Source organism: Nostoc sp. CmiVER01 (assembly GCF_034531135.2).
Classification (GTDB): Bacteria; Cyanobacteriota; Cyanobacteriia; order Cyanobacteriales; family Nostocaceae; genus Nostoc.
The window spans coordinates 134511-157137 of the sequence record NZ_JAVRBU020000016.1 but is presented as its reverse complement, the minus strand read 5'-3'; the positions used below and the strand labels follow the sequence as shown (position 1 = coordinate 157137).

The following is a 22627-nucleotide window of genomic DNA, read 5'->3' as shown; positions in this document are numbered from 1 at the left end:
TGACTCCTGAATTCTGAATCATCATTCCTTTACATCATCCGGAGGATTACAACTTTATTTTGTAGTTATATATATTCCGATCGCACTAGGTAACGCTTACAAATGAATCGGGTTGCTCGCCGTTATGTTTCTTACTTACTGTGTTTGGGATTAGTAGCCACCTTGACAGTTTTTTCGCTCTTTTCAGTCTCTTCAGTGCCAGTTTATTCCCAAAACATAAGTCCTTTAACTACAGAAATTCGCGGCGTTTGGCTCACTAATGTTGCTAGTGGTATACTATTTGTTCCTTGGGGTATTAACCGTGCTATAAACCAATTATCGGCTCTTAACTTTAATACAATTTATCCTGTAGTTTGGAATCGAGGACATACTTTTTATAAGAGTGCTGTAGCTAAAATGACTACAGGTTCGGAAACTCAACCTTTGCTCAACTTCATGCACGGGGGACAGGATGTTTTAGCAAAAATAGTAACACTTGCCAAAAATAAAGATTTGAGAGTCATCCCCTGGTTTGAATACGGGTTTATGACGCCGCATTATTCACAATTAGCAAGGCGTTATCCCGACTGGTTGACAATTGGGCAAGAAGGTGTAAAGTCTACTCAAGATGCTCCACCAGAAGAAATCGATAATGTTTTGGTAAGTAAGGTGGCTTGGTTAAATCCCCTACATCCGCAAGTTCAAGAGTTTATCCAAGGGCTAATTTTGGAAGTAGTCAAAGATTACGATGTGGATGGTATTCAGCTTGACGATCATTTTGGGATGCCGGTACAGTTTGGCTACGATCGCTTCACTATTGAACTCTACCAGCAAGAGCATCAAGGCAAAAGTCCCCCAACTGATCCTTTTAACTCAGAGTGGATGCGGTGGCGGGCAGACAAAATTACTGATTTTATGGCAGAAATCTATCAAGCTGTCAAGGCGGTTAAGCCTAAAGTTAGAATATCTCTGTCTCCTAACTATCAAGCTTTTGCCTACAAATACTATTTGCAAGACTGGGAAAATTGGGTAAAAAAAGGTTTAGTTAATGAGTTAATTTTGCAAGTATATCGAAATGACAAAAACTCTTTTATCGCTCAACTAGAACAATCATCCATAAAATTGGCTCAAAGTCTAATTCCTGTAGGTATTGGTATATCAACAGGAACGGTGCGTAATCCTGTGAAAATGGCACAAATTAGAGAACAAGTTCAGGTTGTACGCGATCGCAATTTTGATGGTATCTCCTTTTTCTACTGGGAGAGTCTCTGGGGTTACATTGTACCGGAATCACCCCAACAGCGACGCAAAGCTTTTTTTGATCTGTTTAATGCTAAAACTGTCAGACTATTACAACCAAAGAAACTTTAATGCCATTCGCGCCGGAAAATACTAGATTTAGCTTTCTATTGCTGTGGACTTTCGCTACTTTTGGCGGTTTTTTATTAAGTTTACTGTTTATCGAAGTCGGTGATAAACCAGATATTGGGGTAGTAGAGGCGGCTATCGGCGGATTTGCGATCGCACTTCCTCAAGGTTGTCTTCTCAAAGAACCTACCTATTGTATCAGGTGGATTTTGTCAAGTCTTTTGGGTTGGAGTATCATCACCGCGATCGGTATTGGTGCGGTGGGTTGGATAGTCCCTAGCACTCAGATTCTTCCCCTGAGAATCCTGTCTGGGGCGGTTTATGGGGCGCTTGGCGGCTTGGGGATTGGATTGGCACAATCATTAGCAATTCCCCAGCATAACGCGTGGCGATGGATATTTGTCTCTTCGGCAAGTTGGGCTGTTGCTGTCCCCGTGGGTTCTGCTGTCGGGATGATTTTACATCGCCTGATGCAGTTATTTTTAGGCGAAGTCATGGGATTAGCTATTACTTGGCTGCTGGTTGGTATCTTCACCGGAATGAATGCTCATAAATTGCGATTGTAAATTCTCCCATTCTCTATTGCCTATATTAAGAATTATAAATTTAATTGATGTATACTGAAGTTTGCACTTAAGTATATGCAAAAATCTGGAAAAACTGTTAAAAATCAACTTCAATAAGTTTGCCCAACCTGCAAATGTATTTTTGCCTTCAAAAAGCAGGATTTGTTAAGCTGACTTTTATTAGCTTTCCTAGATTTCTGACAAGAAGTAGAGAAAGATCCAAATCTCGATGAGCAATAGCTGACAATACTTTGCTATAGGCGCTGAAGTGCATTTAATATAAGCGTAACGACAAGAGAGCGCCTAGAAGAGTCAGTAATACCAGACAGGGACTCTCGCATGAATATAAATCCAATGGAATCAACTATGGAGTTGACAAAATTATCACCACCTCAGATTCTCTTCGGCACAGAAGTAGATGAGAAAAGTAGTAGTGAGCAATTTTTACTGAGCATGTACGATTCTGTGCAAGCATCAATATTTGTAGTTGATGTTCTGGAGGACGGAGATTTTCGTTATGTGGCACTTAATCCCACTCATGAGCAGTGGATAGGCATTCGCTCAGATGATCTCCGGGGCAAAAAACCAGAGGATATTCTCTCCCCCAACGATGCTGCTAAGGTGCGTCAGCATTATGCTGAATGTGTGCTATTCGGCAAAACTATTTCTTACGAACAATGTTTGCAATTCCAGGGAGTTCAGACTTGGTGGAGTACGACTCTCACGCCGCTAAGGGATGCTAACTCTAGGATTTATCGACTGATTGGTACTAGTAGCAATATTACTCCTGTGAAGCAAGCAGAGCAGGCAGTTGGACTCCAGGTTGAACGGGAACAACTGCTAGAAGCGATCGCGGGACGAATTCATCAATCTGTCGAATTAGAGACAATTCTGCATCAGACAACAATTCAACTGCGGCAGTTTTTGAATTGCGATCGCGTCCTAATTTATCGCTTCGAGACTGATGGCAGTGGGGTAATCATTGCTGAATCAACTGTGACTGATCCCCTGTTGGGAAAAAATATTACCGATCCCTGCTTCAGTGGCAAATATCCAGAACACTACAGGCAAGATTGCATTCAAATTGTTGAAGATATTTATGCAGATGGGTTGCATCCTTGCCATATAGATTTTCTGGCATCTTTGCAGGTGAGAGCCAATCTAACCGTGCCGATTTTCAAAGAGCAAGATATGTGGGGGCTATTGATTGCCCAGCATTGCCACCAATCGCGTCAATGGCAGCAAACAGAAACAGACTTGACTCTTCAGTTGGCAACTCAAATCGGCATTGCTGCCAGACAGGCAGAACTTCGTCAGCAAATCAAGGATCTCCAAGCAAAGTTGGAGTTGCAAAAACAGAAACAAAAAAATCAGTTGCAGCAGGTGCGAAACTTTCAAGCCTTAGTGCGACGCATGACAGAACAAATCCGCGACAGTCTGGATGAAAGTCAGGTATTGCAGACAGTGACTCAAGAATTAGCAGAGTTACTCAACCTTGACCGTTGCCAAATCGAACTTTATAGCACCTGTCAAACTCTGGTTACTATTACCTACGAGTACAGCATTAACCTACCTCGCTGTCAAGGATTGACCAGACAGATTGCAGACCGTCTTGAAGTTTATCAGTCACTATTGCAAAAACAACCTTTGCAATTTTTAGAAATTGTCCCTGGATGGCAACCAAAATTGTTGGTTATGTCTCAGATGGCTTGTCCAGTTTTCGATACTCAAGGGATTTTAGGAAATATTTGGTTGACAAGACCAACACAAGAGGCATTTGATGAATTTGAAATCGAGTTAGTGCAGCAGGTTGCAAATGAATGTGCGATCGCTATTCGTCAAGCCCAACTTTACCAACAAACCCAGGCACAGGTCAAAGAATTAGAAAATTGCGATCGGCTCAAAAACCAATTTCTCAGAAACCTGTCCCAAGAATTGCGGACACCAATAACAAGCATCAGCCTTGCAGTCCAAACTCTTGAAAGTGTCCTGACACCAGCAGAAATATTAGAGATAGAAATAGTTCCACAACTCTTACAGATTCTGCATAACGAGTGTGCGCGAGAAAACAAGTTAATTAACGACCTACTCACACTCACATATCTAGAAGCCGAACCTGATCCCCCAACTTTGATTGCCATTGACTTACAAAGCTGGCTTCACCCCATTGTCGAGTCTTTTCGAGACCTCACCACTTGCCAGCGACAGCAGTTAAATCTGAGTGTTGATCCCGCACTTCCGCTTTTAGAGACAGATATCACAGATATGGAGAGGATTATCACCGAACTACTCAACCATGTCTGCAAATATACCCCAGCAGGCGAGTCTGTCACAGTCTCTGCTCACCTGGCAGAGGACGCAGTAGAGCTTAATATTAGCAATTCAGGACTAGAGCTTACCAGCAACGAACTGTCACGGATATTTGAGCCTTTCTATCACCCTTCCAAACATGATCCTTGGAAACATAGCGGCACTGGGCTAGAATTGGCATTAGTGCAGAAAATGATCAGACATTTAGGCGGCTCAATTTATGTAGAGAGTGGAGCCGGTCAAACCACCTTCAGCATCAGATTCCCGCTTTAATTAGTTTTTTGGCACGGTACTAGCTAATTTGTCAGAAGTTTGCTATTATGATTATTCGTGCGGGTGACTAGCTCAACGGTAGAGCAGTAGACTCTTAATCTATTGGTTGCGGGTTCAAATCCCTCGTCACCCACTTTTAAAGTATTTTGTACTGAAGAGCTTTAATTATCTGTCACTGTTAACAGATTATTGTCACTTTTCACTAATTAAGCGCATTTGTTGGAGGGAATTCCTAAAGTAGAAGTAGAGGCTAAATCTTCCCTAGTAGCTGCACATGGGTTTGATGCAACTAAGATTTTTGTGGGAAGAAAGACCTAACCCCCTAACCTCCTTCCCTATAAGGGAAGGAGAAAATTCAAAACCTCTCTTCTTTTAGGAGAGAGGAATGGAAGTGAGGTCAATATTTAATTTTGATGGTGCTTAATTATGACTGTAACCTTACAATTACCTCCTAATCTGCAATTTACTGATGAGGAATTTGCACAAGTTGTCGCTGTGAATAAAGAATTGCGACTAGAGTTAACTGCTGAAGGGGAATTAATTATCATGTCACCCACTGGGGGAGAAACGGGAAACCGTAATTTTGATTTATTAGGTCAAATATGGTTTTGGAGCAATCAAAATAACCTCGGAAAAGCTTTTGATTCTTCTACTGGGTTTAAACTGCCAAATGGGGCAACTCGTTCGCCTGATGCTTCTTGGGTAAAGATAGAACAATGGAATGCTCTTACCCCAGAACAAAGAAAGAAATTTATCCCTTTGTGTCCTGATTTTGCAGTGGAATTAGTTTCTGAAACTGATGATGTGGAAGAGATTAAAGCCAAAATGGCGGAATACTTAGCAAATGGCTTAAAACTCGGTTGGTTAATTAATCCTAAAGATAAACAAGTAATCATTTATCGCCCAAATCTTGCACCAGAAGTTTTACAATCTCCTACGAGTCTATCGGGTGAAGATGTTCTCCCTGGTTTTGTTTTAAATTTACAGCAGATTTTTACATAGATGAATGATTATCTTGATTTTATTTCTACAATTACAGAACGTTCTCAAATTAAAACTTTTATAGAATCTGATGCTGGTGTTCAGCAGCAAGAAGGCAAACTTTATAGTGTGTTTGCTGCTTGGTGGCAAATACACTATAAATTTTGGGTGAGTTGCCTAAAACTAAAAAGGTGATGGAACTCTGCGCTGAGTTTTTTAGTTCTTTTGTGGATAGTTTGCAACCAGTGGGATTACTTGGCCGCTTTAAAGTTGCGGGTGTGATTGCTTGCTTTAAAGAAAAGATGCTTTAAGTTTTACAAGCCGATGCAATGGCATGACAAGTCGATACGTTAACAATAAAACTGATTTAGCAGGCAAAAGTAAGTTTTATTACAGCGCTCGCCTCAAATTTTTGCCACATCATGCCTTTTTATTGATATTTAGAATCTAATTGCATAGCTCCCAAATATTTAGTCAAATAAGGCGAAAAAACTTCATAAATTAAGGTTAGTGGCTGTCCATGATGCCAAAACAAGTAATGGCGACCCCAAAAAGGCCCAGCTACATCAAAACCAGACTCTAGGGCCGATGAGTCACCATAGTAAATTCCTCGAACATCCCGATACAGTTCTGTGCGAAGACGAGCTAAACTTGCCCAAATTGGTAATGAACGATTTTGCAAATACTCATCTACATGACTAGCTTCCCACCACGAGGTAGCATAGGCTAATCGCTGACCAGAAGCAGTCCGCAGCCACACTTGCCGCCGTAATCGCGGCCCTGGTACAGCTTGGATCAAGTCAGGAGCGTCATCTAAGTCCATGCCAATCAATGACATATCAATGACATCTACTTCTATAGGCTCACCTGTAAGCAATTCTAGGTGACGTGTTGGAGAGCCGTCACCCAAAAGCATTAGCTGCCAAGCAGGTGCTAGCTGAGTATGAGGTAAACTTTTTTGAATTATTTCCTCCCCTCCTTGCCAAATCGGAGTGAGGCGATGCCAAGCTGCTGGCAGTGTTAGGTTGTTTGTCGCCGTAAAAGTAATACTCAATGCTTTTTACAAAACTTCACGTATCTCTATAAAAGCATAAAAAACCATAGAGTCATTTGTTCTTTGTCATTTGTCCTTTGTTAAAAATTTCTGATGCCTGAGCAAGCCGCGAAGCGTCTAATCTTGCAAGATGACCAATGACCCTCTAAATTTAAGGGTCAACAGTCCAAGGTCTATTGACCCTCGACTATTGACCCTTTACTAATCAACAAAATATGCGGATGGGGAGACTCGAACTCCCAAGGCAAAGCCACACGCACCTCAAGCGTGCGCGTATACCAATTCCGCCACATCCGCACGGGTTGTCTAAACATAGACTATAGCATAAGAAACTAATTATAGTAAGGTGATATCTAAAGTTATATTTCTCAAAAATATAAATTTCCTCAAGGCTGTATCAGACTGACAGAAATCTAGCATCTGCACAAGTGATATTAAAAAGGGTAGAACGACTGTAGGAGGTGCGGTGCGTAGGCGCAGCCCGCCGCAGGCATCGCGTACCCACCCTTTGTAGGCAATCTCTACGACGGGCTATGACGCTCGCGGACTCGCTTTGCGCGTCGCTATCGGCGTCGCCGAAACCTAGTTTAGTAAGCTAGCTAAGACTTACAGCAGCAATGTTGTTAGTGTAGTAAGACTCGTAGAGGCAGCAAGCCTGCAATATGCGAGTTTGCTTAGTAATCAGGGTGGCGAATCTCCTGTGATAATTTGAAATAATGCGATCGCGTCGTTTCAAGTTGGATCAGAGAAAATGTCAATCTACTGGTAATGATATCGAAACTAAAAAATGAAGTTTGACAAAATATTAATTGCCAATCGGGGAGAAATCGCCCTTCGCATTCTCCGCGCCTGTGAAGAAATGGGAATTGCGACAGTCGCGGTTCATTCCACCGTTGACCGGAATGCTCTTCATGTCCAACTTGCTGATGAAGCGGTTTGCATTGGCGAACCTGCTAGCAGTAAAAGTTATTTGAATATTCCCAATATTATTGCTGCCGCACTGACCCGCAATGCGACTGCTATTCACCCAGGTTATGGTTTTTTGGCAGAAAATGCCCGGTTTGCGGAAATCTGTGCCGACCATCATATTGCTTTTATTGGCCCAACTCCAGAAGCTATAAAGCTGATGGGGGATAAATCCACTGCCAAAGAAACCATGCAAAAAGCTGGAGTCCCGACAGTACCAGGTAGTGAGGGGTTAGTAGAATCTGAGGAAGAAGGATTAAAATTCGCCAAAGAAATCGGCTATCCAGTGATGATCAAAGCCACAGCCGGTGGTGGCGGACGGGGTATGCGCCTAGTTCGTTCTGAAGATGAATTTGTCAAACTTTTCTTAGCAGCCCAAGGGGAAGCAGGAGCAGCTTTTGGTAATTCTGGCGTTTATATAGAAAAATTTATTGAACGTCCCCGCCACATCGAATTTCAAATATTGGCGGATAACTACGGTAATGTCATCCACTTGGGCGAACGGGATTGCTCAATTCAGCGCCGGAATCAAAAGCTACTAGAAGAAGCACCAAGCCCGGCTCTCGACAAAGACCTGCGTGAGAAAATGGGACAAGCTGCTGTCAAAGCTGCCCAATTCATTAATTACAGTGGGGCGGGTACTATCGAGTTTCTCTTGGATAGATCGGGTAAATTCTACTTTATGGAAATGAACACCCGGATTCAAGTAGAACATCCTGTAACAGAGATGATTACTGGGGTGGATTTAGTTGCCGAACAAATTCGCATTGCCCAAGGCGAAAGACTTAAGCTTACCCAAGAGCAAGTAGTCTTGCGGGGTCATGCGATCGAGTGTCGGATCAACGCTGAAGACCCAGATCATGACTTTCGTCCCTCTCCAGGACGGATAAGTGGCTATCTGCCCCCTGGAGGCCCTGGTGTTCGCATTGATTCCCACGTCTACACAGATTACCAAATCCCGCCTTACTACGATTCTTTGATCGGCAAGTTAATTGTTTGGGCCCCAGATCGACCCACTGCTATTAACCGCATGAAACGCGCACTTCGGGAATGTGCCATCACTGGACTACCTACCACAATTGGATTTCATCAAAGAATTATGGAAACTCCACAATTTTTGCAGGGTAATGTCTATACAAGTTTTGTGCAGGAAATGAACGGCTAGGGGAGTGGGGAGTGGGGGGTGGGGAGTGAGGAAATGAGGGAAATGAGGGAGATGGAGTATAACCAATGCCCCATGCCCCATGCCCCATGCCCCATGCCCCATGCCCCATGCCCCATGCCTAATTAACACGGTCTAGCATTGTCAGCAATCCTTGTTGACCTAGTAATATTTCTCGCATCAGACTGAAGATACCAACCCAAATAATAGGTGTAATATCCACTCCGCCTATAGGTTGCACCACTTTTCGCAATGGCACTAAAAATGGTTCAGTGGGCCAAGCTATTAAATTAAAGGGCAAACGATTCAGATTCACTTGCGGATACCAAGTGAGAATGATCCGAAATATAAATAAAAATGTCATCAGCCCTAACACAGGGCCAAGAATCCAAGCAGTCAGGTCAACACCAGTCATGGGTTTAAGGTACTATCTGTAAAAAAAGAAAAATTTAGGCAACGGCAAGCCGCGCTTCGCTAAGTCCACAAAATTTGAAGCTTTGTAAAGCCCTCTCATCATCATTTTAACCAAATGCTGCCACTTCCTTGTGTAATAGAAAAGTAAACTCCCCACAGCAGTTACCAAGTTTGGCAGTTCAGAGTTAGAGGCTTCTCAAGAAAGTAATACACTATTAAAATTAGGATGAAGTGTGTAAAAAAAGGTTTAGAAGTATGACGCCTTCTTTAGCAAATTTTCTTTGGAGTCTGTTATGGGGTACTGCAATTGTTGTAATCCCCGCTACAGTTGGTCTAATTTTCATTAGCCAAAAAGATAAAATCCAGCGTTCATAATGCTTATGAGAGTTAATCAACTCTCATAACCGATTGTCTGTCAGCTATTTATAATAATTGCACTAAAAGCAGCAGTGCTTGCCGCTAGGGCAGTTGTAGCTAACAGACATAGGTTTATTTTATTTTTCGGTGAACAGCTTCAGAGCTTCTTTGCCAAAAGCTTTGAAGCTTCAATATATTGTGACTAATTACAGTAGTGATTTTAATTGTGACTCGCTAACATAGATTTGATATTGGGAAAACAGCAATGATAAATTTTGGGCTGAACTCAGCCAGTTTTCTGGCTCAGGTAAATTTTGGGGCAAACTCAGCCAGTATTCTAGGAATTTTCCTGGCTGTGGCTGGGGCAGCACTGTATTTTCTCCGCACTGTGCGTCCAGAATTGTCACGGGATCAAGATATCTTTTTTGCGGCAGTCGGTTTGCTCTGTGGCTTTATTCTTGTGTTTCAAGGATGGCGCTTAGACCCGATTCTACAATTTGGTCAACTGCTATTAGTTGGCACAACTGTATTTTTTGCAGTTGAAAGTATTCGTCTGCGGAGTATAGCTACCCAGCAAGCAAAGCGCAACACTCCGATTGTGGATGATGAGCGAGAGGTAAGCGGAAACTATTCCTACAAGAATCGCAGAAAGTATCAGGCTGAAATGGATGCAGACTTAGATCCATTGCCTTATGAAGACGAGGAGGAACGCCCCGTGCGTGCCCGGATTCGGGGTAGCAGAGATGAGATTTCCACTCGTGATGACTACTACGAGGAACAACCCCCCCGTCGTTCAGAACGCCGCAACAGCAGCAGTGAAAGACAGGCTCCAGCAGATAGAACGCGGCGGCGGACTTCTGGACGTCCTGTGAATCGCCCTTCTGAAAGCTCTGAAGAAGAGAATTGGGGTTCTTCATCTAGGCAAGTTGATGATTGGGAAAGTTCGGGAGAGGAAGTTAGAAAACCTTCTCGGCGTAATAACGGATCTGGGCGTCCAGAAAGCCGGGAAGATGATGTCGCTCCCAGACCAAGAAGGCGGCGTCCACCCACTGACTCGACTTCTCGAAGACCGCGCGAAGATGATGAGGCGATCCCAACTGATTATGTGCCATACAACCCGGTTGAAATACCAAATGAGGGGCGAGATAATTCGACCGATTTTGATGACGATGTTTAAAACACTTGGGGTGACAGTAGGTTTAAAGGCGACGGAAAACAGTTGAGGTGGAAAAATTTACGCCTACATTTTGGCTCCAAAGACCAATTCATTGGAGCCTGGTTTTTGGTTTAACCAGTTTGCTTGCATCTTGTGGTTATAACGATATTTCTATGGGGCCTACTTCCCTCAACAGTCGCTACACTGAGGAGCAACCTGCTTTGAGTGGAAATGGGCGCTTTTTAGCATTTGTATCTAATCGGAATGGTAATCAGCAGCTACTGGTTTTCGATTTAGAGAGGCAACTGTTTATTAGTACACCGGGAATAAACCGAGCGGAGACAATTGCGGAAAGTCCTAGCTTGAGCTATACCGGGCGTTATATTGCTTATCTTACCAGTGACCAAGGTAGACCGGTAGTGGCGCTTTATGATCGCGCTATACAACAGTCGCAAATCGTCACACCAACCTATCGCGGCTGGGTTAGAAAACCAAATATCAGCCCCGATGGACGTTATGTTGTCTTTGAAAGTGCCAGCCGTGGTCAGTGGGATATTGAAGTCCTAGACCGAGGGCCAAATATTGAGTTAGATATTCCTAATGGTGCAACCGTAGGTTCACCTCCGTAGAAGACAGGGAGTAAGGGAGCAGGGAGATGAGGGAGAATAATTAATGCCCGCCCCATCCCCCATGCCTAATATATGAAACGTGTTTTTTTTATACCTGTATTTTTATCCTTAAGTTTATTGACTGGGTGTTTTGGCTACCCTCGCCTTTTGAGTTATCCCTTTGATCCGGGGGGGCGGAGTCTCAATAGTTTAGCGTCGGAATTAAACCCCCAAATTTCTGGGAGATACATTGTTTTTATTACTGACCGACGTGGTAGCCAAGATGTTTATATGTTTGATACAGTGACTCGTGATTTGGTTGATTTGCCGGGTTTAAACTCCTTTGATGCGATCGCAACTCATCCTAGCGTTTCCCAAGATGGTCGTTATGTTGTGTTTGCTGCTAGCCGTCAGGGGCGATCGGCTATTTTTCTCTACGACAGGGAAACACGCCAATCACGCAATTTGACTAATAATCTACAATCTGAAGTCCGCAACCCTACAATTAGCGCTGATGGTAGTAGAATTGCTTTTGAATCCAGTAACAACGGGCAGTGGGATATTTTAGTATATGACCGTTATGGACAGCCGTTGAATATACCTCAAGAACCACGTTGAAGAGTGGGGAGTGATGAAAGAAAATTCCCTATTTCTTTCTTTCTATTCCCTACTCCCTATTCCCTTCTACTTGTTGCACAGATTCAATGAGCGATCGCACTTGTTCTGTCCCTTCAGAAGGCTCAAATGATAGAGGAAATTTACCCCGGAGAATCATCCGCAAACCGAGGGGTGCAAGACTTAGTAATCCTCTTAAATCTTTAAAGTAATTACCGACAACTTGTAAACCAAATTGACGTTCATCAATCCAACCACCTTCTTTAACTAAATCCACTAATACTTTTCGGTGACGAATTGAGCGACTATCATCGGCTTGTTTGTGGGTGAGAATTTCTTGTTTAATTTTGGTGATTTGTTCTAATGGTGCAACCTCCATTGGACAAACTGAATCGCAGTATAAACAACGGGTACAACCCCATACGCCTTTAGTACCTTCGTTATAGCTTGCTAAACGATTTTCGGTGTCGCTATCGCGGGAGTCTGCTACCATCCGGTAAGCTTTAGCAAGGGCATGGGGGCCAACAAAGTTTGGATCAACTTCACGGGCATTGCATTCTGAGTAACAAGCACCACACATAATACAGTTACCAGTTTGATCGAGGCGCGATCGCTCTTGTGGTGTTTGCAAAAACTCTCTTTCTGGCACTTGTCGTGCTGCCGTACTCACATAAGGAGCAACTGCTTCTAGATTATTCCAGAAGCTGCTCATATCTACAACCAAATCTTTAATCACAGGCATATTGCCTAGAGGTGCGATCGTGATTTCGGGAATGGGATTTACTTTACTTTGGGATGATGCTATTTGTTGTAATCTGGCAAGTTCACTGCCAATATTTTCCTTACAAGCTAAAGCCGAACGCCCATTAATTCGCATAGCACAGCTACCACAAATTGTATTACGGCAATTTTTGCGAAATGCCAAAGTTCCATCTTGTTCCCACTTAATATGATTGAGGCAATCCAGAATTGTATTACCTGCTTGAGCCTCTACAAGGTAGGTTTGCACCACTGGGGAGGAATTTTGTTGCTGTCGAATGACCTTAAAAATAACTTCCATGACCACTACCAAAATTTTAAAATTGCTTCACTAGCCTCAAAAATCATGATTCAAGGCAGGTAGTTGCGAAAAATGAGCTATACTTCTTTGACCTTCATTCAAAGCCTAGCGTTAATAGGCTGACCATGAAAGAGCGGCTGATTCTAGTTTAACGATAACCATTCAAACTTCACTTATAGCAGTGCTGTAGCCAATATTTGTGTCAAATTCTCAGATAAAACGCCAAAAATGTAATTATAGCTTTGCATTGAATTTACCTGTTTAGGAATGTAAAGGAAAGAGCGTTTTACTTTCTTCTGTGACCTAGCGATCGTATCCCAATTAAATGCATGTCAGGTTAGCGACACCTCTTGATGTCAACTTGAGTTAGAGCAACTAACTAGAAAATTCAGCAGAAGCTACCACTTGACGGAATTTTTTGATTATATAGAAGTGTAAAAGGGTATGTTCAATATATAGTAGTGGCAATCCGATAGGCAGATGTTAAGAGATTTATTCTTCCCATAGACAGACGTACAAAATTCTCTGACTGCTTTTGAGCTTACGATAATAAACCCAGGAAAAATCCTTACACTTTAAAATAAAAGTTATTGTACTGGGAATCCCGGATGCGCGAGACTTTTAAATTTTTGCTTCCTCTCAATCAAGAAAATCTTGAATTTAACACATTGGTCAAAACTGCTCGTCTAAATAGATAAATTTTTATAAAAGGCATAGAGCAATACTCACGCTTGCAATAAAGGGTTAGGAAAATCCTCAGTGCTTTTTCCAAGCTTTCAGTCCTGGAATTTAAATAAAAATTTACCAGCAACTTTAATTCAAAATTAAACAACTATTTTGCTATTATTAGTCCATGCTAGTATTTAATATAAAATTACGAAAACACAAAACAGAATCAATAGCCGTATCAGCGCGGTTACTACTGCTTTGTTAAATCGTAATGTAGAGACAAGAAAATTCGCGTCTCTACTGGCAGTACAAAAGGGCATAAGCCCGTAGGACTCTATTGAAATACTATGCTTTCCTAAGCTTGAGAGGATGAGTAGAAAAAACCTACCTTCTCATTGAGCAGAGGGGCAAGCACTAAAAGTGGAAAACCTGCATTTTTTGGGATCTACGACTTATTTGGAGTAGAATTAACCCAATTTGTAAAGGTTGCTGAAAGTTACACCGCTACAGTAGCGCCAAAAGAGAAAATAATTTCATTTCTGATGGCGAATAATGGTTAAAATTGCCGTGAAATCAGCAAAATGAATTTCTATGGCAACTATGACCAATTGGTTGTGGACAACCATATATAGAAGTGCTTTTGGCTCCTATCGGCAGGAATTGACCCGTTACACTAGAGTCCTAAGTAGCTCTATGCAAATGCTAAAAAGCCAAATGCCAGCATAAGACTACATCGTTTTTCAGTTTGGAGAGAGTAAGGAAAATTTGAGCATAATGACTGAAACTGCAACCGCGCCATTAACCGGAAAAGCACTACTTGCTAAAGTAAAAGAACTTTCCACTTTACCACGCCGAGAAAGAGCTAAACAGTGCGGCTATTACACTGTTACTAAGAATAACCAGGTTCGTGTCAATCTCACTGATTTTTATGACGCTTTGCTATCGGCTAGAGGGATTCCTCTAAGTCCAGAAGCACCTAAAGATGGTCGTGGTCGTGAACCGACATACCGGGTTAGTGTCCATCAAAATGGTCAGATTGTGATTGGTGCCACATATACCAAAGCAATGGGCTTAAAGGCTGGAGATGAGTTTGAAATTAGGTTGGGATACAAACATATTCACCTAATTCAACTGGGTGAAAGTGACAAAAAACTAACCTCAGAAGATATAGACTCCGACGAATCGGACGAAGATTTGGAAGACGAAGAGTAAATTTGCTGATGGTAGGGATAAGTTTCAGGTAATGATAACTTGTCCTTACCACGACAGCAAACTAGTACAGGTCGGCGGAAATAAACGTAGTATTTCATTACAGCCATAAAACTCAAAATTAAAGCTTTTTGACTTTTGACGTTTGAGTTTTGCCTTGCGGCACTAGTAGCTCTATATAGAAAATTTTGTCACAAGTAAAAAATACGATTAGACCCCTTGCAGAAGTCACCAATTTTAGTAGAGTCTTGATTAATCAGCAAGAAATCTATAGTGCAAGAAGTCTATCGTGTTTTTTTTGTTTAGTTTAGTAACTTATTTTGAGTCTCCTGTCAACGCTTTATTGACGTTTATGGAAAATGCACCAGCACTAGTTGTAGTGATGGCATTTTTTACTTTCTGGATAATTTGCTGGTTGCCAGTGGCTACAGTATCAGCAATATTGCTCAATTGGCAACCACCTAAACCTTTACAGCCAGAGCAAAAAATGCCGTTATTGGTGTCACTCTATCTATTAGCTCCCCTAATTCTGTGGGGAGTTAGTTGGTTTACCAATAAATCTTTTTCGGATTACGGCTTTGTTGGCAATATTTCAACTATTGGTTCTTTAGCACTAGGTTTTACTTTGGGAGTGGTGAGCCTAGCTATTGTATTTAGTGGGCAATTTGGGTTAGGCTGGTGTTCTTTTGAAAAGACGAATTTCAAGTTAGCGCTACCCATCTTGCTACCGATTTTGTTGATAGCGTTATTAGTTGGTGGGATAGAAGAGTTAGTTTTTCGCGGTTTCCTGTTTACTGAATTAGCGCAGGATTATCCAGTTTGGGTAGCAGCAGTAATTTCTAGCTTGATATTTGCCTTGCTACATTTGGTTTGGGAGCAACGCGAAACCGCACCTCAACTACCTGGATTGTGGCTGATGGGAATGGTGCTGGTGTTAGCACGGTTTGCCGATCGCAACAATTTGGGTTTAGCTTGGGGATTACACGCGGGATGGATATGGGCGATCGCTACTATAGACACAGCAGAACTAATTACTTATACAGGTAAAGTCTCTGATTGGTTCACTGGTAAGAATAAAAAACCCTTAGCTGGTTTGACAGGAATTATTTGTGTATTGGGAACTGGAATGATTATCTGGTTTTTTTCTAGGCATAATTAAAGTGAAAATAGCGAGAGCAAGACGCCCAACCTACAAGAGATGATTAATTTTTGTGGGCGTCTTATACATTAGAGATTCGTTACCTAATCCCTAATTTTTAACTTCCAAAGCCAGGAATTAAACGCTTAAGGGCGCGATCGGTAACGTCGCTATACCGCAGTTCTCCACAGAGAATCTTACCCATGATTTTGGCACCGGAGGGATGCTTAACACCAACTTTGTAGCCAATAGCAGGAAAGCGATAGAATGCTCCAGCTAATTTTTGTGCCCAAGCCATCTCATTACCCCATTCTTCATTAATAGCTTCAGTATATTTTTCTAAAGCATTGCTATCACCAGAAAGGGCGTCGTTAATAGCTCCTGCTGCAATCAAACCACTAAAAATTGACGGACGAATGCCTTCTGCTGTCATAGGATAAACTACACAAGCAGCTTCCCCAGCCAAAACTGCATTTTGAGTATGCAACTTTTGCTTTCCATTCCACAAGCAAAGGGGATAACCATACTGCTTGCTAGTTTTGATATCTAGATCAAACGATCGCGCATACTCATCTAAAATCTTTTTAAAATCTTGGGGTTGACCACCAACAAATGTACCGATCCCAATAGAATAACCATCCGCCTTCGGAAAGTTCCAAATGTAGCCATTTTTCACCAAGCCCAACTCAAGGTGAATTGTGGATTTGTCTTTAACAGTTGCAGAAACTTCTGCTTCTAAAGCGGCTGCTAAACTGCGTTTACGGTCTTTGAAGCCTAGCCATTTTGCCATTGGCCCTTTAGCACCATCAGCCGCGATTAAGTAGCGACCTGTAACTGGCCCATTGGTTGTGTTAATTTGCCAATAGTCACTTTTAAATTCAATACCCGTTACTTCAGTATTATCTCGGAGTTCAGCTCCTTGCTTCTGCGCCTGCTGCACTAGGAAATGGTCAAAAATATCTCGTCGCACCATCCAGACTGGTTCTTCTGTGGCGATTTTTGCTTCTACTGGGTCGCCTAATTTCCAGGTAAAGCGAAAGGAGTCGGCTTTGACAGAAATTGCAGGGCTAAAATCAAAGTCAAACCATTGAGCGATCGCTGGAGATACACCACCGCCACAAGGTTTATATCTTGGTAGAGATTCTTTTTCTAACACTAATACTGAGCGGCCCTGTTTAGCTAAATGATATGCAGCTGTTCCACCAGCTGGCCCAGCGCCGACGATGATGCAATCGTACATAAGGCTGAATTTTTGCTCCTGAATTACTTTAATTAATTTTTGTTTTGTTAAATATCTAACAAATGATAAAGGCTGAAGAATTTATCCATCATCCTTCAGCCTTTATGCTTCAGACATTAAACTTTAAACAGTCGTGATGTCTTTTTCTTTTTCTGCCAAGAGTGAGTCTATTTTGGCAATATACTCGTTTGTCAGTTTTTGCAAGCTATCTTGTTGGTCTTTGGATTCATCTTTGGAGATTTCAGAGGCTTTCTCCTGTTTGCGAATCGCGTCTATAGCATCGCGGCGGATGTTACGAATAGCAACACGACCTTCTTCAGCATATTTAGATGCCATTTTGACAAATTCTTTACGGCGATCGCTGGTTAAAGGCGGAATATTCAGCCGAATTACAGAACCATCGTTACTGGGGGTTAAACCCACATCTGAGAGGGAAATCGCCTTCTCAATGATGTTTAGGGTATTACGCTCATAGGGCTGAATCAGAATTGTCGAAGCATCTGGCGTGCTAATAGTTGCCAGTGATTTTAAGGGCGTAGGCGAACCATAATAGTCCACTAATACCTTATCTAATAGACTCGCATTGGCGCGACCAGTGCGAATCGTGTTAAAAGCTCTTTGAGTTGACTCAACAGAACTTTGCATTTTACTTTTCGCGTCAGCTAATATCACAAGAACCTCCCACAAGGGTACCGATGGATTCTCCCAAGACGGCTCGGTGGATATTACCTCGCACCGTTAAGTCAAATACCAGAATTGGGATATTATTTTCTTTACACAAGGCGATCGCAGTACTATCCATCACCCGCAAATCTTTGGCTAGAACATGCGCGTAGGTAAGGCTATTGTAACGCTTGGCGTCAGGATAAATATGAGGATCGGCATCATACACTCCGTCTACTTTGGTGGCTTTAAAAATCACTTCTGCATCAATTTCTGCGGCTCTTAATGCCGCAGTAGTATCCGTAGTAAAGAAGGGATTTCCAGAACCAGCGCCAAAAATTACCACCCGCCCTTTTTCAAGATGGCGGATGGCACGACGACGGATATAGGGTTCTGCTAATTCTTGCATAGCGATCGCAGTTTGCACCCGCGTCTGTACTCCTATGCGTTCTAACGAATCTTGCAACGTCATGGCATTCATTACCGTGGCAATCATCCCAATATAGTCAGCGGTTGCCCTGTCCATCCCCGCCGATGCTGCTTTGACGCCACGAAAAATATTGCCGCCGCCAACAACTATGGCGATTTGAGTGCCAGTGGCTATCACCTCTGCTAATTCTTGTGCTATGCCTTTGACCACTTCGGGATCAATACCATAGCCCATGTTGCCCATTAAGGCTTCACCGCTCAGTTTGAGTAAAACCCGTCGGTAATTCGTTCCCATGAAGTTCCGCTTTATCAAAAAAGTTGCAATTGCCTCCAATTTAAGATAGCAGTTACAGGGACTATCTATGTCTAGTTACGCCAAATCAATGTAGTACCTGTTGCTTCTGTTTGTGGTATATCTATTTCTTCACCTAGAAACAGAGAAGCGATCGCAGTTCTCAAATAATCCTCTCCCGCCGATAATGGATCTTGAGGATGATCGTCAATTGTACCTTTGTAGCGTACTATACCATTACTATCTATTAAAAATGCCATTGGTGTTTTTGTAGCACCAAAACTGCGGGTTACATCTTGCGTCGAGTCCCACAGGTAAGGAAAGTTCAAATCGTGACGCTGGGCAAAAGCTTTCATATTTTCAAAGCTTGGCTTAGTGCCATGATTACCATCACTACCATTCATACCAATTAATGTGAAGCCTTTGGGGGCAAATTCGGCTTGAATGTTTTTTAACCTGTCTATGTACCACTCTACATAAGGACAGTGGTTACATAGAGAAATAACTGCCACTACTCGGAACTTTTCAAGATAACGCCTGAGATGGTGTACTTGACCATCAATTCCTGGCAGTTCAAAATCAGGTGCATAGCTCCCAACGGGAGTATCAATTGTTTCTAGTAGATTCATGATTTCTGGCTCGCAGAACTAGGAACAAGAAAAATATTGTTAAATTCAGCGTCAGTTTCCAGTTGCAAACCACCCCTTAGCCGATGCCTCATATTCGACAATGTTATATACCAAATTTGCGATCGTAAATTGTGAAACTACTGAATCTAGCAGTGACGCTAATTCGCTTACATCTAAAAATAGTGAAAATATTACTCACATTATTGTAGAAGTTATGATTTCTAATACTGACATAATCTAAGTTGTGAGTAAATTACCTCTATCAACAAGACGGAAATCTATGCTGGATAAAACTATCAGCCAAGGAGCTTTCGTGCTGTCTGTCTGAGCTATCACTACAAAGGATTTACTTTGAGAATCTGATAAATTTTATTCAAATTGACAACAATTTTACTTACGTCTTGCTGCTGAGAGGCTTTTACCCTTGTATTCATCAAATTTTTATGACAACCTCAAGTTCAAAAACAGCACTTACTTCTACAAAAACCTGGATTTGGCAAGATTTCTCTATCTGCTATCAAACCCAAGGAACCACTGGGCCAGCCGTTGTTCTAGTGCATGGATTTGGCGCTTCTTGGTGGCATTGGCGGAAAAATATTCCCGTATTAGCACAAAGTTGCCGTGTTTATGCTATTGATTTGATTGGGTTCGGTGCTTCTGCAAAACCTCAACCTGGAGAAAAAATTGCCTATACTCTAGAAACATGGGGACAGCAAGTGGCAGATTTTTGCCGTGAAGTTGTCGGTGAGCCAGCTTTTTTAGTAGGAAATTCTATTGGCTGTATTGTAGCCATGCAAGCAGCAGTAAGCAACCCAGATATTGCTTTAGGAGTTGCTTTGCTCAACTGTTCTTTACGGCTGTTGCACGATCGCAAACGGGTAACTTTACCTTTATCTCGTCGTTATGGAGCGCCTCTACTGCAACGCCTGTTATCTATCAAACCAGTTGGCGATTTCTTTTTCAATCAACTCGCCAAACCAAAAACGGTACGGAAAATTCTGCTGCAAGCATACTCGAATCCTGAGATGGTGACAGATGAGTTAGTAGATATTTTGATGTCACCAGCAAGCGATCCGGGTGCTGGAGCTGTGTTTCTTGCTTTTACTTCTTATTCTACAGGGCCATTACCAGAAGACCTTTTACCATTGTTACCCTGTCCTGCGATTATCTTGTGGGGAACAGCCGATCCGTGGGAGCCAATTAAGTTAGGGAGAGAATTAGCTAACTTTCCCCAAGTAGAAAAGTTTATTCCTTTAGAGGGAGTAGGGCATTGTCCGCAGGATGAAGCGCCGGAGTTAGTCAATCCGATTTTACTCGATTGGATTTTGGAGCGATCGCGGTAATCATCTGTGAGAGGTTAGAATAGTGTAAATTTTGTCAATCAGCTAAAATCCACTTAAATACTGAACTGATCGTAAACAATAAAGACGACAATTCCAAGGAAAATAAAGAGGATTAAAGTAGCTATTAAACCACGGTGTCGAGAGACAACATCAAGAAGTACTAGTAGCCAAAATAAGGCAATCTCAACTGCGCTAGCAATGAACACAAGTATAAGATTTTTTTGAGCTTGTTTAGCCAGCAAAACAAAACTAAAATTTTTGCTGAAAGAACTGCCTACAAGACCAGAGGCCGATATCGTTAGATCTACCAAATTAACTAATAAGCAAATAATTACTATGCCTCCCATTACTGTCAATACAACAGCCAGTCCTTTAAATAATCGATTTATAAGCATCATTTTTTGCTGCTAGAAGAAAATTTTGACATAATAATAAGTATTGTTAAGTTCAAAGACATCGCCGAAGTCATTGAACGGACAGATACCACAATCTATGGACTCGCCGCCTTCTAGACGAAAGATATCTGTAGGATTAGGTTGGGTTGAGGAACGAAACCCAACACCAAGAATCTTTGATTTTGTTCGGTTGAACAAAGTGAAACCCAACATACAAATATTTTATTTTGTCAGAGTAATAAAAGAGCGTTTGAAATAGCACTCAAGGCAATTACTAATTAAAAACTAACTGACATAAAAAGAAACCAAGGGCTGCACTGCCCAAGGGAACTGTCAAATTGTCAATACCTAAAAATGAAACAGCTTCTAAAGCCGTAGCTATAACTGCTACTAACAGTGATACTGCCCAAGTTTGCCAATTGTTACCTTGAGTTCCAACTAAAATCAAACTATTGATGAGATAGCTAACGAGCATCATAGTTAGGGAACCTTCCCAACTTTTTTCTATTCCAAAAACTTTATACTTATGTTTACCAAAGCGTTGCCCAATTAAGGCTGCTAATCCATCTCCCCAAGTCATCACCAAAATTCCAAGTGCTGCGTATTGGGGTTGTTGCAAGTACCAGAACCAGGCAACTAAAATACCGAAACTTACAGAGTAAAAAAATGTCCCTAAGCTTTGCCGTCCAACGCTATTAATACCAGGAAGAATGGGTAATCGGTAGGATAATAAGGTGATTGCACTCGCTAAAATAGAAGCTGTAATCCCTACACTGGCGGGAATATCTAGCCACCAGGCGATTAAAATCACGTTACCAGTGCCAATATGAACTATCTTCCGCACGATTTCTGGCTTATCGGCAAAGCGGTTTACTACCCCTGCAATCAGAAGGATGAGTAACACCCAAATTGCAGCCAACGCAATTTGCAGCCATAAAACCGGAATTGAGGTGAAGTCAGAAAATGTAATTAACAAAGATACGACAAAATGAAAATTTTTACCCCTGTTACTAATTTATAAGATTTGGGTAGCTGCAATGAAATTATTATTTATTTGGCTGATTCGGGGCTACCGAATGTTTATCTCGCCGTTGTTTCTCCCGACTTGTCGCTTTCAACCAACTTGTTCGATGTATGCTATTGAAGCTATTGAACGATTTGGAGTGTTGCGTGGTAGCTGGATGGCAACTCGGCGGATTTTGCGCTGTCATCCGTTTCATCCAGGTGGTTACGACCCGGTACCAGAGGTGGTGGAAAAGTTTAAGGAGGAGTAGTTTTGTGCAGTGGGGAATTGAGGGGTGAAATTTAAACGCAGAGGGGAGGCAGCGCGGTCTTGGGGGTTCCCCTATGAGCGACTGCCGTCGCGCAGAGGGAAGTGCAGAGGGACACAGAGGATGAGAAGAGGGGTAAATTATTAAAGGATGTGTTTGTGGGTATAGATATTTGGGGAGATGTCAACAGATGAGGTTGTCATCTAGCGTGGGGAGGTTGAATAATTTAATTTAGACTTACGATGATTAATTTTACTGCGATTTCTATACCAGAACCACAAATTCCTACTCCTGGCCCGAGTCCGCTACCTAGCCCCAATCCTGAGCCGAATCCGCTACCTAGTCCTGAACCTGTACCGGGGCCAGCGATTCCTCAACCCTTACCGGGGCCTGTACCAGAACCAGTACCTGCTCCCATTCCTCAGACGGTTCCAGGGCCAATTCCCCAAACCATACCGGAACCTGTTTAGATTACCTTGG

The 22627-nt window shown here is 42.2% G+C and carries 25 protein-coding genes and 2 tRNA genes; 16 read left to right on the top strand and 11 right to left on the bottom strand.

Annotated elements, in window-relative coordinates; genetic code table 11:
* The first annotated feature begins 102 nt into the window (after positions 1 to 102).
* The 6 genes from RMZ43_RS26585 (at position 103) to RMZ43_RS26560 (ending at position 5672) form a co-directional block, all read left to right on the top strand.
* Positions 103 to 1350, top strand: coding sequence for a glycoside hydrolase family 10 protein (locus RMZ43_RS26585; protein ID WP_322652539.1), 1248 nt, complete (start codon positions 103 to 105; stop codon positions 1348 to 1350).
* Complete coding sequence (locus tag RMZ43_RS26580; RefSeq protein ID WP_322652538.1) at positions 1350 to 1913, top strand: hypothetical protein; 564 nt, start codon at positions 1350 to 1352, stop codon at positions 1911 to 1913. The genes RMZ43_RS26585 and RMZ43_RS26580 overlap by 1 nt, the downstream gene beginning before the upstream one ends.
* Positions 1914 to 2252: 339 nt before the next feature.
* Positions 2253 to 4496, top strand: coding sequence for a sensor histidine kinase (locus RMZ43_RS26575; protein ID WP_322648197.1), 2244 nt, complete (start codon positions 2253 to 2255; stop codon positions 4494 to 4496).
* Between the two features lie 61 nt (positions 4497 to 4557).
* Positions 4558 to 4629: transfer RNA gene (locus RMZ43_RS26570), tRNA-Lys, on the top strand.
* 290 nt (positions 4630 to 4919) lie between these two features.
* Positions 4920 to 5498: a Uma2 family endonuclease gene (locus RMZ43_RS26565; protein ID WP_322652558.1), complete on the top strand. Its 579-nt coding sequence runs from the start codon at positions 4920 to 4922 to the stop codon at positions 5496 to 5498.
* Positions 5499 to 5672 carry a hypothetical protein gene (locus RMZ43_RS26560; RefSeq protein ID WP_322648198.1) on the top strand — a complete coding sequence of 58 codons (174 nt, stop codon included), beginning with the start codon at positions 5499 to 5501 and terminating at the stop codon, positions 5670 to 5672.
* A 235-nt stretch (positions 5673 to 5907) separates the two neighbouring features.
* Here RMZ43_RS26560 and RMZ43_RS26555 read toward each other — a convergent pair whose 3' ends face one another.
* Together RMZ43_RS26555 and RMZ43_RS26550 are read right to left on the bottom strand one after the other, a co-directional pair.
* A complete protein-coding gene (locus RMZ43_RS26555) occupies positions 5908 to 6531 on the bottom strand; it encodes a chorismate lyase (RefSeq protein ID WP_322648199.1) in 624 nt (207 codons plus the stop codon).
* A gap of 216 nt (positions 6532 to 6747) precedes the next feature.
* Positions 6748 to 6828 (bottom strand) — tRNA-Leu (locus RMZ43_RS26550).
* A 490-nt stretch (positions 6829 to 7318) separates the two neighbouring features.
* Between RMZ43_RS26550 and accC the strand changes: the two genes are divergently transcribed.
* Entirely contained in the window at positions 7319 to 8662 is a 1344-nt protein-coding gene (gene accC, locus RMZ43_RS26545; RefSeq protein WP_322648200.1) for an acetyl-CoA carboxylase biotin carboxylase subunit, read from the top strand.
* A 118-nt stretch (positions 8663 to 8780) separates the two neighbouring features.
* Here the strand turns inward: accC and RMZ43_RS26540 are convergent, their stop codons facing one another.
* A complete protein-coding gene (locus RMZ43_RS26540) occupies positions 8781 to 9074 on the bottom strand; it encodes a YggT family protein (protein WP_322652537.1) in 294 nt (97 codons plus the stop codon).
* 254 nt (positions 9075 to 9328) lie between these two features.
* Here RMZ43_RS26540 and psbX point away from each other — a divergent pair, with 254 nt between their 5' ends.
* The 4 genes from psbX to RMZ43_RS26520 all read left to right on the top strand — a co-directional run bounded on the left by psbX (position 9329) and on the right by RMZ43_RS26520 (position 11812).
* Positions 9329 to 9448 carry a photosystem II reaction center X protein gene (psbX, locus tag RMZ43_RS26535; protein ID WP_174709687.1) on the top strand — a complete coding sequence of 40 codons (120 nt, stop codon included), beginning with the start codon at positions 9329 to 9331 and terminating at the stop codon, positions 9446 to 9448.
* A 247-nt stretch (positions 9449 to 9695) separates the two neighbouring features.
* Positions 9696 to 10607: a Ycf66 family protein gene (locus RMZ43_RS26530; protein ID WP_322648202.1), complete on the top strand. Its 912-nt coding sequence runs from the start codon at positions 9696 to 9698 to the stop codon at positions 10605 to 10607.
* A gap of 47 nt (positions 10608 to 10654) precedes the next feature.
* On the top strand, positions 10655 to 11215 hold the full coding sequence (locus tag RMZ43_RS26525) for a TolB family protein (protein WP_322648203.1): 561 nt from the start codon (positions 10655 to 10657) through the stop codon (positions 11213 to 11215).
* 72 nt (positions 11216 to 11287) lie between these two features.
* Complete coding sequence (locus tag RMZ43_RS26520; RefSeq protein WP_322648204.1) at positions 11288 to 11812, top strand: TolB family protein; 525 nt, start codon at positions 11288 to 11290, stop codon at positions 11810 to 11812.
* A gap of 49 nt (positions 11813 to 11861) precedes the next feature.
* On the opposite strand, the gene RMZ43_RS26515 is transcribed toward RMZ43_RS26520, so the two are convergent.
* Positions 11862 to 12869: a succinate dehydrogenase/fumarate reductase iron-sulfur subunit gene (locus RMZ43_RS26515; protein WP_322648205.1), complete on the bottom strand. Its 1008-nt coding sequence runs from the start codon at positions 12867 to 12869 to the stop codon at positions 11862 to 11864.
* A gap of 1443 nt (positions 12870 to 14312) precedes the next feature.
* Between RMZ43_RS26515 and RMZ43_RS26510 the strand changes: the two genes are divergently transcribed.
* Both RMZ43_RS26510 and RMZ43_RS26505 read left to right on the top strand, forming a co-directional pair.
* A complete protein-coding gene (locus tag RMZ43_RS26510; RefSeq protein WP_109007297.1) occupies positions 14313 to 14750 on the top strand; it encodes an AbrB family transcriptional regulator in 438 nt (145 codons plus the stop codon).
* A gap of 286 nt (positions 14751 to 15036) precedes the next feature.
* On the top strand, positions 15037 to 15906 hold the full coding sequence (locus RMZ43_RS26505) for a CPBP family intramembrane glutamic endopeptidase (protein ID WP_416212066.1): 870 nt from the start codon (positions 15037 to 15039) through the stop codon (positions 15904 to 15906).
* Positions 15907 to 16003: 97 nt separating this feature from the next.
* Here RMZ43_RS26505 and RMZ43_RS26500 read toward each other — a convergent pair whose 3' ends face one another.
* The 4 genes from RMZ43_RS26500 to RMZ43_RS26485 form a co-directional block, all read right to left on the bottom strand.
* A complete protein-coding gene (locus RMZ43_RS26500; RefSeq protein ID WP_322652536.1) occupies positions 16004 to 17125 on the bottom strand; it encodes a geranylgeranyl reductase family protein in 1122 nt (373 codons plus the stop codon).
* A gap of 123 nt (positions 17126 to 17248) precedes the next feature.
* Positions 17249 to 17797, bottom strand: coding sequence for a ribosome recycling factor (gene frr, locus RMZ43_RS26495; protein ID WP_322652535.1), 549 nt, complete (start codon positions 17795 to 17797; stop codon positions 17249 to 17251).
* Positions 17784 to 18512 (bottom strand): UMP kinase, encoded by a 729-nt coding sequence (gene pyrH / locus RMZ43_RS26490; RefSeq protein ID WP_100898733.1) that lies wholly within the window; start codon positions 18510 to 18512, stop codon positions 17784 to 17786. Before pyrH ends, frr begins: the two co-directional genes overlap by 14 nt.
* A 71-nt stretch (positions 18513 to 18583) precedes the next feature.
* Positions 18584 to 19138, bottom strand: coding sequence for a thioredoxin family protein (locus tag RMZ43_RS26485; protein WP_322652534.1), 555 nt, complete (start codon positions 19136 to 19138; stop codon positions 18584 to 18586).
* Positions 19139 to 19581: 443 nt separating this feature from the next.
* On the opposite strand from RMZ43_RS26485, the gene RMZ43_RS26480 reads away from it, so the two are divergent.
* Positions 19582 to 20481, top strand: coding sequence for an alpha/beta fold hydrolase (locus tag RMZ43_RS26480; RefSeq protein ID WP_322652533.1), 900 nt, complete (start codon positions 19582 to 19584; stop codon positions 20479 to 20481).
* 53 nt (positions 20482 to 20534) lie between these two features.
* Here RMZ43_RS26480 and RMZ43_RS26475 read toward each other — a convergent pair whose 3' ends face one another.
* The 3 genes from RMZ43_RS26475 to RMZ43_RS26465 form a co-directional block, all read right to left on the bottom strand.
* Positions 20535 to 20879 (bottom strand): hypothetical protein, encoded by a 345-nt coding sequence (locus RMZ43_RS26475; RefSeq protein ID WP_322652532.1) that lies wholly within the window; start codon positions 20877 to 20879, stop codon positions 20535 to 20537.
* A 9-nt stretch (positions 20880 to 20888) separates the two neighbouring features.
* A complete protein-coding gene (locus RMZ43_RS26470; RefSeq protein ID WP_322648211.1) occupies positions 20889 to 21089 on the bottom strand; it encodes a hypothetical protein in 201 nt (66 codons plus the stop codon).
* Between the two features lie 61 nt (positions 21090 to 21150).
* Positions 21151 to 21852 (bottom strand): diacylglycerol/polyprenol kinase family protein, encoded by a 702-nt coding sequence (locus RMZ43_RS26465; RefSeq protein WP_322648212.1) that lies wholly within the window; start codon positions 21850 to 21852, stop codon positions 21151 to 21153.
* A 61-nt stretch (positions 21853 to 21913) separates the two neighbouring features.
* Between RMZ43_RS26465 and yidD the strand changes: the two genes are divergently transcribed.
* Positions 21914 to 22150, top strand: coding sequence for a membrane protein insertion efficiency factor YidD (gene yidD, locus RMZ43_RS26460; RefSeq protein ID WP_322648213.1), 237 nt, complete (start codon positions 21914 to 21916; stop codon positions 22148 to 22150).
* A 239-nt stretch (positions 22151 to 22389) separates the two neighbouring features.
* Complete coding sequence (locus RMZ43_RS26455; RefSeq protein WP_322648214.1) at positions 22390 to 22617, top strand: hypothetical protein; 228 nt, start codon at positions 22390 to 22392, stop codon at positions 22615 to 22617.
* The last annotated feature ends 10 nt before the right edge of the window (positions 22618 to 22627 follow it).